A 13,599-nucleotide genomic window follows, 5' to 3' on the forward strand; every position below is an offset into this window, starting at 1 on the left:
CGCGTGGCGTGGGGGCGGTGAGGATGGGGGCATGACGATGGACGAGCGCGGCGAGGGCGGCGAGGGCGGCCCCGAAGAGCAGGGCGGCGGCGCGGACGCGGGAAGCGGCGCCATGGGGCGTGGTCGTACGGAGCGCGGGGCCGCCACGGGGGAGGCGGGAGCCGGATCAGGCGCGCACGGTGCCGACGGGGCGGATGGCGCCGACAGGGTGCGCGGTGCGGACGGAAGCCCTGGCCCCGACGGGGCGCGTCCCGCCGGGGCGCGGCTGAAGCGGAGCCGGGGCAGCAAGGTGGTGGCCGGGGTCTGTGGCGGGCTGGGGCGGCACTACGACGTCGATCCGGTGGTCGTGCGCGTGCCTGTGGCCGTCCTGTCCATCGTCGGAGGGCTCGGCCTGCTGCTCTACGGCTTCGCCTGGCTGCTCCTGCCGCTGGAGGGGGAGGACGAGAACGAGGGCCGTCGCCTGCTCACCGGGCGGGTGGCGGGCTCGACCCTGGCCGCCCTGCTGTGCGCGCTCGGGGGCAGCGGCCTGATGCTGGCCGCCATGAGCTCCGGGGCGCGCAGCCTGCCGTTTTCGGTGCTGCTGAGCGCGGCCCTCGTGGGCGCCCTCGTCTGGTCGCGCAACCGGCGGCGCGAAGAGGCCGAAGCGCGCCCCGATCCGCTGCCGCACACCCCGCCCGAGGCGCAGGCGCCGCCCGTCCCGCACGCCCCGTCGTGGTGGCGGGACCCGCTGGCCAAGGACGCCGAGGGCGGCTCCGGTGACCGGGACTCCGGGTACCTGTGGGGCCCCGCCGACGCGGACGCGTCCACGGACGGTATCGCCGACCGTCCCGCCGACCCGTTCGCGGCGCCCGGTGGCACCGGGACCACCGGTACCGGCACCAGCGATGCCGACGCGGCGTCCGGGGCCGGGCGGCGCAGGCGGCGGCTGGGATGGATCGTCGTACCGGCCGCGCTGGTCGTGGGGGTGAACGCGACGGCGGTCGCCTGGGATTCCGGGCAGCTGGGTACCGCGCTCGTCACCGGCTGCGCCTGGGCGCTCGGGGTGCTGGTGCTGGGACTGCTGGCCAGTGTCTTCTTCGGCCGGGTGGGCGTGGGCACGGTGCTGGCCACCGCGCTCACCGGCGCTTTGCTCGTGGGGGCGGCACTGCTGCCCGACGACATCACCACCACTTGGTCGAGTACGAGGTGGGCCCCGGCGAGCGCGGACGAGGTGCGCTCGGTGTACCGCACCGGCAACGGGGAGGCCGCGCTCGACCTCTCGGGCGTCGGCCTCACCGAAGGCCAGAGTGTGCGCAGCGCGGTGGACACCGGCGTCGGCGAGCTGAGGGTGATCGTCCCGCAGAACGTGACGCTGCGGCTGGATCTGGACGTCGCCATAGGCGGTTACCGCCTGCGGGAGGGGGCGGCCAGCGAGGGCGGGGTGGCCATCAGCCGGAGCGTGACGGTCGAGCCGCGCGGTGACGCGGAACCGGCCGGGGCGGTCCATCTGGACGTGGACATGGTGGTGGGGGAACTCGTCGTCGAGCAGGCGATCGTGGAGCCCGCGCGGTAGTCCCGCCCGCACCTCAGCCCCCGGCGAACCGGAGCCGTCCGGCGAACCGGGGTCCGTCGCCGGGACGAAGCCCGCCGGGACGAAGCCCGCCGGGACGAAGCCCGCCGGGACGAAGCCCGCCGGGACGAAGCCCTCTCGCGGACCACGACCGCCACCCCGGCGGTCCCGTGGCGGTCGCGGGGGAAGACGCGCGGGTCGCGACGCTGCGGCAGGGGTTGCCTACCGTGTGGTTGTTATCGTGGAACGCGGACGGGGCAGCGTCCTGTGGCAGTTCGCCGGTGAGGCTGACGACGGTCGGCGGCGAGGAAATCCAGGGACGGGTACGGCCGTCCGCCAGGGCCGCATGGCGGCCGGTGACGCGACGAGCTGGTGGAGCACATGGGCAGCCAAGGCGACCTGACCCCGCGCATGACCGAGGAGCCGGGGGCGGCACCCGCGCCCGGCGATCCTGAGGCCACTGACGCCACCGTGACCACCGATGAGTACGCCTTCACCGCGCAGGGCCCCGTCACCTACGTCGCGATCGGCACCTCCGAGGGCGTGCTCGGCTTCCTGTGGGCCTCCGACGCCGAGGGCGCCGCCGGATTCGAGCCCTCCGAGGACGCCGGGGAGGCCGCGTTCCACGCCGCCGTCGCCTGGGCCAGACTGCTGCGCGAGCACCGCGCCCAGGGTCTCGCGCCCGGGCAGGCGCTCGCCGCCCTGCGGCGCACGGCCGGGGATGACGCCATCGGCCGCCCCATTCCCGGCACCGAGGGCGAGGCCCCGAGCCTGACCGCCCTCCGCGAGGCCCCGTAACGGCGCGGTCCGGCGTCCGGCCAACGGCGCGGTGCCGCGTCCGACGCTTTCTCGCGTCAGCCGGGCCCGCCGCTGGCCCCGCCCGCTCTGGCCCGCTCAGCGCCGGTTACCCTCCGGTTCATGGACATCCTCGTCAATGCCGTCGTCGCGCTGCACATCATCGGTATCGCCGCGCTCCTGGGCGGCTTCCTGTTCCAGATGGGCGCCCTGCGCACCGGCGGGGCACGCATGCTGCCGGGCATGCTGCACGGCGCGCTGACGATGCTGGTCACCGGCGTCGCCCTCGTGGGGCTGAACGAGGCGCAGGGTGCGACGCTCAACCACGTCAAGATCGGCGTCAAGCTCGCGGTACTGGTGGTGATCCTCGCGCTGGTCTACGTCAAGCGCGACGACCGCACGGTCCCGGCCCCGGTCCTGGGCACCGTCGGCCTGCTGACGATCGTCAACATCTTCCTCGCCACCCTCTGGACCTGACCCCCGGGACCGTCGCCCGGGAGCCGAGGGCCACCCCGCGCCCCGGGCGGCCCGTCGGTGTCACCCCGCCTTGCGGCGCCACAGCTCCCAGCGGTTCGGGTAGCGGATGCGGACGTTTCCCATGCCCGCCGAGCCGGTGACCTCCAGCGTGGGCGCGCCGGGAGCCGGGGGCTCGACCGCCTTGTTGCGCACCGACCCCACGTACGCCCGCACGCCGTGCGCCCGCACCGTCCAGCCGGGCGGCACGATGAGCGTCACGTCACCGATCGACACCCGCACCTCCAGCAGCACCTCCCGCACCCGGCACTCCGCCTGGCTGAAGTCGATCGTGACGTTGCCCATCAGCGACGTTGCCGAGATGTGCCGTGGCACGTGCCAGTGCCCGGTCTGCGTGACGTCGCCGGCGCCCGCGCGCAGCACCAGCGGCTCCTCGGCCTGCGGGCCGGTCGCGCCCGTAAGCGGCTCGCCGGGGAGGTCGGCTGTCAGCGGCGCCAGCTCGCCGTAGGTCTTGGCGGCGAAGGCCCGCTCCAGGCGTTCCTCCAGCTCTTCGATGTCCAGTCGGCCGTCGCCCGCCGCCTCGCGCAGCCGGTCGGCCACCGCTTCGCGGTCCGCGTGGGACGCCCGCAGCGCGGGGTCGTGGCCGGAACCGGGGCCGGGACCGGGCACGGGCGCTCGCGAGGCGTCAGTCATACCGGCAAGTCTAAAAGCGCCGGACCCGGGACCGGTGTCCGTGGCAGACCCTAAAATCGGTAGCGATGAGCAGCCTCTTCGACGACAGCTTCCTGGCCCACCTCGAACCTCCGGGTGACGAGGAGCCCCCGCCCGAGGGCACGTTCGGCGTACCCGGGCAGCCGGGCGAGCCCGCCGAGGAGGTGCCGCAGGGGCTGTTCACCGGCTCCTACGCGGGCCGTGGCGCCGACCACGACCCGGACGCGTACTACCGCGACGGCGCCCGGCGTCCCGTCGTCGATCCCGAGACGCTGCTGTCCGGGCTGAACGAGCAGCAGCGCGCGGCCGTCGTCCACCACGGCTCCCCGCTGCTGATCGTCGCCGGGGCTGGCTCCGGCAAGACGCGGGTGCTCACCCATCGCATCGCCTACCTGCTGGGTTCCCGCAAGGTGCACCCCGGCTCCGTCCTGGCCATCACCTTCACCAACAAGGCGGCCGGTGAGATGAAGGAGCGCGTCGGGGAACTGGTGGGGCCGCGCGCGCAGTCGATGTGGGTCTCCACCTTCCACAGCGCCTGCGTGCGCATCCTGCGCCGGGAGAGCAAGAAGCTGGGCTTCACCTCGTCGTTCTCGATCTACGACGCGGCCGACTCCAAGCGGCTCATGGCCCTCGTCTGCCGGGATCTGGAGCTGGACCCCAAGCGTTACCCGCCGAAGTCCTTCAGCGCGAAGATCTCCAACCTGAAGAACGAGCTGATCGACGAGGAGGACTTCGCGCAGCGGGCCTCCGACCCCTTCGAGAAGACGCTCGCCGAGGCGTACCGCATGTACCAGGCGCGGCTGCGCGAGGCCAACGCGCTGGACTTCGACGACATCATCATGACCACCGTGCACCTGCTCCAGGCGTTCCCCGAGGTTGCCGAGCACTACCGCAGGCGCTTTCGGCACGTGCTGGTGGACGAGTACCAGGACACCAACCACGCCCAGTACACGCTGGTGCGCGAGCTGGTGGGCGTGGACGGCGCGGCATCTCCCGGCGCGGGGTCCGGCGGCGCGGGGCTCCACGGCGTGGAGCCCGGGCGCACGGAGTCCGGGCGCGCGGAGTCCGGCACCGAGTCCGGGGACCCGCCCCCCGAGCGCGGCGTCGAGCGGGCGGAGCTGTGCGTCGTCGGTGACGCGGACCAGTCGATCTACGCCTTCCGTGGCGCCACCATCCGCAACATCCTCCAGTTCGAGGAGGACTACCCGGACGCCACCACCATCCTGCTGGAGCAGAACTACCGCTCCACGCAGACGATCCTGACCGCCGCCAACGCCGTCATCGAGCGCAACGAGAACCGCCGCCCGAAGAACCTGTGGACGCGGGCCGGAGCCGGTTCCCGCATCACCGGCTACGTCGCCGACAGCGAGCACGACGAGGCCCAGTTCGTCGCCGAGGAGATCGACCGGCTGACAGACGCCGGTGACGCCAGCCCGGGCGATGTCGCCGTGTTCTACCGCACCAACGCGCAGTCGCGGGTGTTCGAGGAGGTCTTCATCCGCGTCGGCCTGCCCTACAAGGTGGTCGGCGGGGTGCGGTTCTACGAGCGCAAGGAGGTCCGGGACGTCCTGGCCTACCTGCGCGTGCTGGCCAACCCGGAGGACTCGGTGCCGCTGCGCCGCATCCTCAACGTGCCCAAGCGCGGCATCGGCGACCGGGCCGAGGCCATGATCGAGGCGCTGGCCGCGCGCGAGAAGACCAGCTTCCCGCAGGCGTTGCGCCGGGTGGACGAGGCGTACGGCATGGCCGCGCGCTCGGTCAACGCCGTCAAGCGGTTCAACACGCTGATGGAGGAGCTGCGCACGGTCGTGGAGTCCGGCGCGGGACCGGCCACGGTGCTGGAAGCCGTGCTGGAGCGCACCGGCTACCTCGCGGAGCTTCAGTCCTCAACGGACCCGCAGGACGAGACCCGGGTGGAGAACCTTCAGGAACTCGCCGCCGTCGCCCTGGAGTTCGAACAGGAACGGGGCGAGGACGATCCGGGCACGCTCGCGGAGTTCCTGGAGCAGGTGGCCCTCGTCGCCGACTCCGACCAGATCCCCGACGAGGACGAGGGCGAGCCCGGCACCGGCGTCGTCACGCTGATGACGCTGCACACCGCCAAGGGGCTGGAGTTCCCGGTCGTCTTCCTCACCGGCATGGAGGACGGCGTCTTCCCGCACCTGCGGGCGCTCGGCCAGGTCAAGGAGCTGGAGGAGGAACGGCGGCTGGCGTACGTGGGCATCACCCGCGCCCGCGAACGGCTGTACCTCAGCCGCGCCACGCTGCGCAGCGCCTGGGGCCAGCCCGCGCACAACCCGCCCTCCCGGTTCCTGGACGAGATCCCGGCCGAGTACGTGGACTGGCGGCGTCTGGGCACCGGCCCGGCCGCCCCGCCCGCGCCGCGCAGGAGTGGCGGCAGCGGTGGCGGGGTGGGCGGTTTCGCGACGCGCCGGGTGCGGGAGCGGCCGGTGGTCGCGCTCGCCGTGGGTGACCGCGTCACGCATGACCAGTTCGGCCTCGGCACCGTCGTCGCCGTCCAGGACAGCGGTGACAACGCGCAGGCGACGATCGACTTCGGCGACGCCAAGCCCAAGCGGCTGCTGCTGCGGTACGCGCCGGTGGAGAAGCTGTAGCCGGATGCCACGGCGGGGGCGGGCCGGAGAGTGTTCCGGTCCGCCCCCGCCGTGGCATCCGGGGTGTGGCTACGTCGGGTCCAGGCCGTGCGTGCGGAACCACGCCACGGGATCGACCGCCGCCCCGCCGCCGGGACGCACCTCGAAGTGCAGGTGCGGGCCGGTGGAGTTGCCGGAGCTGCCCGCGTAACCGAGCGTGTCGCCCGCCTTGACCGGGCCGGAGCGGAGCTTGGTGCTGCTCAGGTGGCAGTACCAGGTCTGGGTGCCGTCGGCCGCCGTCACGATGGCCATGTTGCCGTAGGCGACGTCCCACTTGGTGGTGATCGTGCCGTCCGTCGCGGCCTTGACCGGGGTGCCGTAGCTGACCGGGAAGTCGATACCGGTGTGCATGGACATCCAGTTGATGCCCGCCTGCCCGTAGTAGGCGCTGAGCCCGCGCTGGTCCACCGGAAGCGCGAACTTGGGCCGCATCGCCTCCTTGCGCGCGGCCTCCTCCGCCTTGCGCTTGCGCTCGGCCTCCTGCCGCTCCTTGAGGTCGATGCGCTCCTGGGTGCGGCTGGCGCGTTCGCCGAAGTCGCGGGCGTCGTCGGTGAGTCCGGCGAGCTGGGTGTCGAGCTTGGTGTTGACCGCCGCGGACTTCACGGTGGCCACCTCGTCGGCGGCCTGCGCGGTGGTGTCCTCCGCGCTCTCCGCGACACCGCCGCCGACCGACGCGGCGGCGATCCCGGCCACGCCCATGACGGCCACTGAGGGAACGGCCACCGTCAGCAGCGCGGAGCGCCTGGGCTTCGCGGCCCGGCGGCGTCCGGCCCGGCCGAGCGGGACGCCCGCGGTGGCCGTCACCGACGCGACGGCGGCCGCGGCGGGCTCCACGGGGGCGAGTTCGTCGGGGGAGGGGAAGGAAGCGTCCCAGCCGTCGGCGTCAGCGCAGAACGCGGGCGCTTCGGCGGTGGCACCCACGCCGGTGTGGGCGGTGTCGGGGCCGGCGTCCGCCGTGGCGGCGTCACCGCCGGCTTCCCGCGCCTCGGGCGCGGGCGGGAAGCCGGTGTCGTAGGCGTGCTCGTCGTGGTGCGGCGCGGACTCCGTGGCGCCCTCGGCCACCTGTTCCACGGCCGCGTAGTGCTCGGAGGTGGTGTAGGGCGCGTCGGCCGGGAAGGGGCTCGGCGGCTGCGGCTCGGCAGGGTAGCCCTCGGCAGGGTAGCCATCGGCGGGATAAGCGTCAGTGGTCTCGGATACCCAGCTGTAGTCGGGCTGGGCCGGAATACCGGCGAGGGGGCGGTCGTTCGTGGGCCAGCCGTCGGCCGCCCACCCGGTGCCGCCCCAACCCTCGGCGCCCTCGTACCCGGGGTGCTCCGCGCTGTGGGTCCCGGTGCCGTAGCTCTCCGCGACGAAGCCGCCGGTCGCGTAACCGGCGGCTTCGTCACCACTGAGGGGGTGGCCGCCGAGATCGGGTACGGCGGCACCGTAGGGGGAACTCGCGTTCGGGGTGTGACCGGGGTCGCCGCCGTACGCGACACCGCCATACGCCGCGCTGTCGTAGGCGGTGCTGTGGTACGCCGCGTCGCCCGGGTGGGCGGAGCCGTCGTCCGCCGAACCGCCGTACGCGGCACCGGTGTAGTCCCCGGCCGACGCGTGGTGCTCCTGACCGGAGCCGTAACCGGCCCCGGCGTAAGGGGCGTGCTGCCCCTGCTGGGCGCGGTCACCGGTGGAGGCGGCGGACAGCGGGTCCTCGGCGGGGTAACCGGCACTCGCGGCGGTGCCGTAGCCGTAGGCGGCGGCCTGCCCGTAGGGGTCCTCGTAACCGGCGTAGCCGGAGAACCCGGTGCCTGTCGTGGCCGTAGGGCCTGACGGGGGACGGTCGTTCACCACCAACTTCTCTTTCGCCTCGGAGACAGGGGCTGCCAGAGCAGTGTCGGCGACTGTACCCGCCGCGTCGCGAGCGCCACAATCTTCCGCGGGTTTTGAGCAAGCGAAGAGCGGGCAACAGAGTGCCCGTTTGGCGTACTACGGGTCAGTACGCCAGCGCTCGTTCGACTCCCGCGTTCGGGTCACCGCACCGGGGGCAGGCGTTTCCCATGAAGAAGTGGCTGGCCTGGCTGGGCTGGTGCGTGGCGCTCGGGATCGCGACCGGGGCCGTCGTCACCCTGGCTATCGACGGCCGGTGGGGAGCGGACGGCGTGGTCCGCTGCGCTACCTTCACGGTGCAGTACGTGGTGCTGGGGAGCTTGTTTCCCCACCTGGGGTGGGTCAGGCGACCTCGGCGGAGGGAGCGGGGGAGCGGGCGTCGGCGTTGTCCTCCAGGTCCGCCAGGAGTTCGCGGCGGACCTGGGCGATGACGGCGCTGTGCACCGGCAGCGCCAGGTGTCCGACGCCGCGCACCCGCACGCTGCGGCAGCGCAGGTCCGGGTGGACCAGCCGGGCGCTGTGCACCGGGTCCACCACCTGGTCGCACTCGCTCCAGAAGCTCACGAACCGGGTACGGCATCCCGGGGCGGGCCCGGCCAGCTCCGCCAGCACGTCCGACCCCGGGCGCATCTGCCGCACCAGCGGGTGCAGCGACAGCGCCGGTGCCGCCCGGGTGCCCGCGTGCGGGGTACCCAGCGTCAGCAGCGTGTGCACGTGCGCGTCACCGCCGAGCCGCTGGACGCAGTACCGGGCGATCAGCCCGCCCAGGCTGTGCGCCACCACATCCACCCGGGGCCGGCCGGTGCGCGCGCGAAACTCCTCCAGCTGGGTGCCGAACGCCTCGGCCGCCGCCCGCACGTCCCACGTCAGCGGCGAGTAGTTGACGCTGGCCAGCTGATCCCACCCGTGCCGCCCCAGCGACCGGCGGGCCAGCGCGAACACCGAGCGGTTGTCCACGAACCCGTGGATCAGCAGCACCGGACGCGGACCGGGCGCCGCGCCCCCGTCCCGGCTCACCGGCTCTGGCACGGGACGTTCCGCCAGCAGGCCGGTGGAGTACAGCGCCAGGCGGCCGGTGAGCACGGCCGCCTCCAGGGCCGCCGTCCGCACGGCGTCCAGCACGCGGGGCACCTGCATGCGGCTCACCTCTCCCATTGTGTGATTTCCCCCTCCCCCCGCACCATGAAACGAGAGGGTGCGCGATGCTGGACGATAACGTTCGTTCACACCGGCGCCCCTGCGGCGGCTGCCGGAGCCGCGGTCAATGACGATGGAGGCAGTGATGGGTGTGTCGGGTCCGATCCGCGTGGTGGTCGCCAAGCCGGGCCTCGACGGCCACGACCGCGGGGCCAAGGTGATCGCCCGGGCCCTGCGGGACGCGGGCATGGAGGTCATCTACACCGGCCTGCACCAGACACCCGAGCAGATCGTGGACACCGCGATCCAGGAGGACGCCGACGCCATCGGCCTGTCCGTCCTCTCCGGCGCCCACAACACCCTGTTCACGCGGGTCCTCGAACTGCTGAAAGAGCGGGACGCCGAGGACATCCAGGTGTTCGGCGGCGGCATCATCCCCGAAGAGGACATCGCACCGCTGCGGGAGAAGGGCGTCGCCGCGGTCTTCACCCCCGGGGCGACGACGACAGAGATCGTCGACTGGGTCCGCACCCACATCCGCCCCGTCCCCGCGTAAGCCCCCACCAGCGGTCCGCCCCTGACGCCCTTGGTCCCGCGTGCCGGGCCTCGGGGCCTTGGCCCGATCCGGCGGCGCCCTGCCCTGGCTCTGGTGTCTGCTGTGCGTGGACACCCGCCCACGGCCGCCGTCAGATCACCTCCCTCCTGGCCGCCCCTATGGCCCCGCGCCACCACGCGGGGCCATAGGGGCCGCGCCACCGCGCGGGGCGCCCCAACGCCCCTGACGAGGCCCCTCGCGAAAGGTCGCGGCTAACGTCCTCGTGCGTTGTTGGCGGTGAGTGCCCGTACGCCACTGAGGAAGGTGTGGAAGCTGGGAGACCTGTTCTTCTCGACGCTCAGCCCGGGTCCGATCCGGCGTCCCCATTCGGGCTTGGAGGCGATTCTTACTCCGCTGGAGCTCAGTGCCTTCTCGAAGGCTTCGGATGCCTTGCCCGCAGGCAGATCCGGGTTACCCCGGTACGCCCTGGGTGCCTCCGTGACCACCTTGGGGAATGCCTTGCGCACAGCGTCCCAGTCGCCGAAGTACCAGCTCTCCAGCTCGCGTATCGCAATGCGGTTCAGTACGTCGAAGCACCCTGTGCTGGCCGCGTCCGCCCGCGGCGTGAGACCGGCCTGTCGTGCGTAGCGGTCCAGATCCTTCTTGAGCGTGGCGCAGTCGTCGTTGTCCCGGTCAACCAGCACGACCACGCGGACATCCCTACCACTGCGGCTGGCGGCGGCGTAACCGCGCAGCCGGTCCGGCAGCTTCTTCAGCAGGTCGGGCTTCCCCTGGAACTTTCGGACCCGCAACCGCACATCGCTGCCCTGGAAAACTCTGGCGAGCAGCGGCTTGAGGGCTTCGCTCGCGGACTCCTCCTCGACCAGCACCTCCAGCTCGACCGTCGGACGCGAGCCCGCCTTCTGCGCCCGTCGGTCCTTTGCGCGCGTCACTTCTCGGCTCCCGGCTCTTTCTCGGGCGTCCTCGGCTCCGGCAGGTCGTCGAAGTAGCCCTCCTGCCAGAGGTTTCCCAGCTGTGCTCCGTTGTCCATCATGTCGGTGACCATGGGCAGTTCATGTGGACGGATTACTTGTGTGAAGCCGGACTCGTTACGGTAGAGCGCCACCACTTCATCGGCCCGGCAGGAGTTGATGAACTCCTGTGAGTGCGTGGTCACCAAGACCTGCGACTTACCGCTGGACAGCCGACACTGATGGGCGAGGCCGGGCAGGACGGTGGGGTAAAGGTGGTTCTCCGGTTCCTCGATGCCGATGAAGGGCGCCGGATCGGGGTCGTAGAGGAGTGTGAGGTAGGAGAGGAGTTTGAGCGTGCCGTCCGAGGCATTACTGGCAAGCACCGGCTTCTCGAAAGGGGCGTCCTTGATGAACAGGATGAGTCGGCCGTCCGGTGAGCTCTCGTATCCGACGCTCTCCAGTGCGGGGACCGTCTCGGTCAGTGCTTCGATGATGGTGGTCAACCGGCTCGGATGGTTCTCCTTGAGGTACTGGAGGACGTTGCTGATGTTGTCACCCGACTGGGAGAGCCGTTCCTGGGGGCCGGCGGCGGGCGATTGACGTTCCTCGGCAACGGAGAGATAAGAGAGGTACCAACCCGAGATGAAGCGCCGCAGAGCCATGACCCGGGGATGCGACCGGAACTGACCCAACGCGTTCACCGCAAGGGTGTCCGGACTGTCCAGGTACTCCACGGCTTTCTCGCCGGTCTCCTCGTCCATCACATAACCATGGCCGGATTGGAAGTCGAGGATATGGCTGGGCCTTCCCTGAGCCGCGCCCCGCGTCCAGCGCAACTGCTCCCGACTGACCACCGGGCGGCCCCTGGACTCTGAGAGCTCCAGCCGGTAGGTCAGCAGCTTCGCCTTCGGGTGTTCACGGTAGGAGAGCTGGATAGCCACCGGTCCGACCGCGCCACGCGAACGCAACTCTCGTGCCCCTCCCCGGCGATCCCAGGCGCTACGAACACCACGGGTGAAGCAGGTCTCCAAAAAGGCGAAGACGTCGAAAAGCGTTGACTTCCCACTCCCGTTGGGACCTACGAGCACCGTGAAGGGCTTGAGTTTCTTGATATTCACGTCCTGGAGGACGCGGTAGTTCTCAATCCTAATCGCCTCGATCACGGGAGGCCGCATGAACTCTCCTTACCCTGCCATGGGTCTGACGAGTCGGATGTGGATGCCGACTGGCCATTATCGTGCCAGGGTGCACCGACCATGTGCACTTGCCACTCAGCCGGGTGCCGACTCAGGGACGGTTCGCCGTCACACCAGGGCGGCTTCACGTTCCTGGCATGAGTGGCTATATCGGCTATATGTCAGATCCAGGCGGTGTGCCCGAGTGTGTACCGGTTTGCTCGGGTGGTCCTGCCGATGTTGTCCGCTCCCAGTGGTCGCAGTCTCCCGATGGCCGGGTTCCGCTAAGCAGGGGTGTACCGGCGTTCGCGTGGACCCCGGAGCTGTTCTCCTGAGGTGATGGCCGCTGCGCTGCCGGGGCAGTGAGCCCGGCGGGGTGCCGGTTCGGGGGTGCGTGTGAGCGGGGTCACCGCGTTGGTGTGACGTGCGATTTATGCAGCGCCTGGCCGCAGGACTACCCTGCAAGACGGACATGCCGCGTCCCGTCATCGCGCGGCCACGCGGCACGCCCACGCTGACAACGAACCGCGATAACGGATTAGGGACGGACGCGCGTGGACCTGTTCGAGTACCAGGCGAGGGACCTCTTCGCCAAGCATGACGTGCCGGTGCTGGCCGGTGAAGTCATCGACACGCCTGAGGCGGCGCGCGAGGTGGCCGAGCGACTCGGCGGCCGTGCGGTCGTCAAGGCCCAGGTGAAGACCGGTGGCCGCGGCAAGGCCGGTGGCGTCAAGCTCGCCGCCGACCCGGACGACGCGGTGGACAAGGCCGGTCAGATCCTGGGCATGGACATCAAGGGCCACACGGTCCACAAGGTGATGCTGGCCCAGACGGCGGACATCGCGGAGGAGTACTACGCCTCCTTCCTGCTGGACCGCACCAACCGCACCTTCCTCGCCATGGCCTCCGTCGAGGGCGGCGTGGACATCGAGGAGGTCGCCGCCACCAAGCCCGAGGCCCTGGCCAAGATCCCGGTGGACGCGATCGACGGCGTCACCGAGGCCAAGGCCCGCGAGATCGCCGAGGCCGCGAAGTTCCCGGCCGAGCTGACCGACCAGATCGTGGTCGTGCTCCAGCGGCTGTGGGACGTCTTCATCAAGGAAGACGCGCTGCTGGTCGAGGTCAACCCGCTGGTCAAGACGGCCGACGGCCAGGTCATCGCGCTGGACGGCAAGGTGTCGCTGGACGCCAACGCCGAGTTCCGCCAGCCCGACCACGCCGCTCTGGAGGACAAGGCCGCGGCTGACCCGCTCGAAGCCGCTGCCAAGGCCAAGGGCCTGAACTACGTCAAGCTCGACGGCCAGGTCGGCATCATCGGCAACGGCGCGGGCCTGGTCATGTCCACCCTGGACGTCGTCGCGTACGCCGGTGAGAAGCACGCGGGCGTCAAGCCCGCCAACTTCCTGGACATCGGCGGCGGTGCCTCGGCCGAGGTCATGGCCAACGGCCTGGAGGTGATCCTGGGCGACGCGGACGTCAAGTCCGTCTTCGTCAACGTCTTCGGCGGCATCACCGCCTGCGACGCGGTGGCCAACGGCATCGTGCAGGCCCTGGAACTGCTGAAGTCCAAGGGCGAGGACGTCACCAAGCCGCTGGTCGTGCGCCTGGACGGCAACAACGCCGAGGTCGGGCGCAAGATCCTGACCGACGCCAACCACCCGCTGGTCGAGCAGGTGGACACCATGGACGGTGCCGCCGACCGCGCCGCCGAGCTGGCCGCCAAGTAACC

11 protein-coding genes are annotated in these 13,599 nt (G+C 71.4%); 6 read left to right on the forward strand and 5 right to left on the reverse strand.

Features of this window, described 5'->3' with window-relative positions:
• The first annotated feature begins 31 nt into the window (after positions 1–31).
• The 3 genes from JJV70_RS04485 to JJV70_RS04495 all read left to right on the forward strand — a co-directional run bounded on the left by JJV70_RS04485 (position 32) and on the right by JJV70_RS04495 (position 2,821).
• Positions 32–1,552 (forward strand): PspC domain-containing protein, encoded by a 1,521-nt coding sequence (locus tag JJV70_RS04485; protein WP_306823401.1) that lies wholly within the window; start codon positions 32–34, stop codon positions 1,550–1,552.
• 378 nt (positions 1,553–1,930) lie between these two features.
• Positions 1,931–2,347 carry a hypothetical protein gene (locus JJV70_RS04490; protein ID WP_219046370.1) on the forward strand — a complete coding sequence of 139 codons (417 nt, stop codon included), beginning with the start codon at positions 1,931–1,933 and terminating at the stop codon, positions 2,345–2,347.
• Between the two features lie 120 nt (positions 2,348–2,467).
• Positions 2,468–2,821: a hypothetical protein gene (locus tag JJV70_RS04495; protein WP_219046371.1), complete on the forward strand. Its 354-nt coding sequence runs from the start codon at positions 2,468–2,470 to the stop codon at positions 2,819–2,821.
• A gap of 60 nt (positions 2,822–2,881) precedes the next feature.
• Here the strand turns inward: JJV70_RS04495 and JJV70_RS04500 are convergent, their stop codons facing one another.
• Entirely contained in the window at positions 2,882–3,511 is a 630-nt protein-coding gene (locus tag JJV70_RS04500) for a DUF1707 domain-containing protein (RefSeq protein ID WP_219046372.1), read from the reverse strand.
• 65 nt (positions 3,512–3,576) lie between these two features.
• Here JJV70_RS04500 and pcrA point away from each other — a divergent pair, with 65 nt between their 5' ends.
• The gene (gene pcrA, locus JJV70_RS04505; RefSeq protein ID WP_219046373.1) at positions 3,577–6,144 is read left to right on the forward strand and encodes a DNA helicase PcrA; all 2,568 of its coding nucleotides are present in this window, start codon (positions 3,577–3,579) and stop codon (positions 6,142–6,144) included.
• 69 nt (positions 6,145–6,213) lie between these two features.
• On the opposite strand, the gene JJV70_RS22460 is transcribed toward pcrA, so the two are convergent.
• Complete coding sequence (locus JJV70_RS22460) at positions 6,214–8,010, reverse strand: peptidoglycan DD-metalloendopeptidase family protein (protein ID WP_308294678.1); 1,797 nt, start codon at positions 8,008–8,010, stop codon at positions 6,214–6,216.
• A 381-nt stretch (positions 8,011–8,391) separates the two neighbouring features.
• Positions 8,392–9,186 (reverse strand): triacylglycerol lipase, encoded by a 795-nt coding sequence (locus JJV70_RS04515; RefSeq protein ID WP_219046434.1) that lies wholly within the window; start codon positions 9,184–9,186, stop codon positions 8,392–8,394.
• A gap of 145 nt (positions 9,187–9,331) precedes the next feature.
• On the opposite strand from JJV70_RS04515, the gene JJV70_RS04520 reads away from it, so the two are divergent.
• Entirely contained in the window at positions 9,332–9,742 is a 411-nt protein-coding gene (locus tag JJV70_RS04520) for a cobalamin B12-binding domain-containing protein (protein WP_219046435.1), read from the forward strand.
• 251 nt (positions 9,743–9,993) lie between these two features.
• Here the strand turns inward: JJV70_RS04520 and JJV70_RS04525 are convergent, their stop codons facing one another.
• Positions 9,994–10,674 carry a DUF4276 family protein gene (locus JJV70_RS04525; RefSeq protein WP_219046374.1) on the reverse strand — a complete coding sequence of 227 codons (681 nt, stop codon included), beginning with the start codon at positions 10,672–10,674 and terminating at the stop codon, positions 9,994–9,996.
• Positions 10,671–11,858, reverse strand: coding sequence for an AAA family ATPase (locus tag JJV70_RS04530; protein ID WP_308294679.1), 1,188 nt, complete (start codon positions 11,856–11,858; stop codon positions 10,671–10,673). Before JJV70_RS04530 ends, JJV70_RS04525 begins: the two co-directional genes overlap by 4 nt.
• Before the next feature lie 566 nt (positions 11,859–12,424).
• Here JJV70_RS04530 and sucC point away from each other — a divergent pair.
• Complete coding sequence (gene sucC / locus JJV70_RS04535) at positions 12,425–13,597, forward strand: ADP-forming succinate--CoA ligase subunit beta (protein WP_219046376.1); 1,173 nt, start codon at positions 12,425–12,427, stop codon at positions 13,595–13,597.
• Positions 13,598–13,599: the final 2 nt, after the last annotated feature.

Origin of the sequence: Streptomyces sp. JJ66, from assembly GCF_019303495.1 — a bacterium.
In the GTDB taxonomy this organism is placed as follows: domain Bacteria; phylum Actinomycetota; class Actinomycetes; order Streptomycetales; family Streptomycetaceae; genus Streptomyces.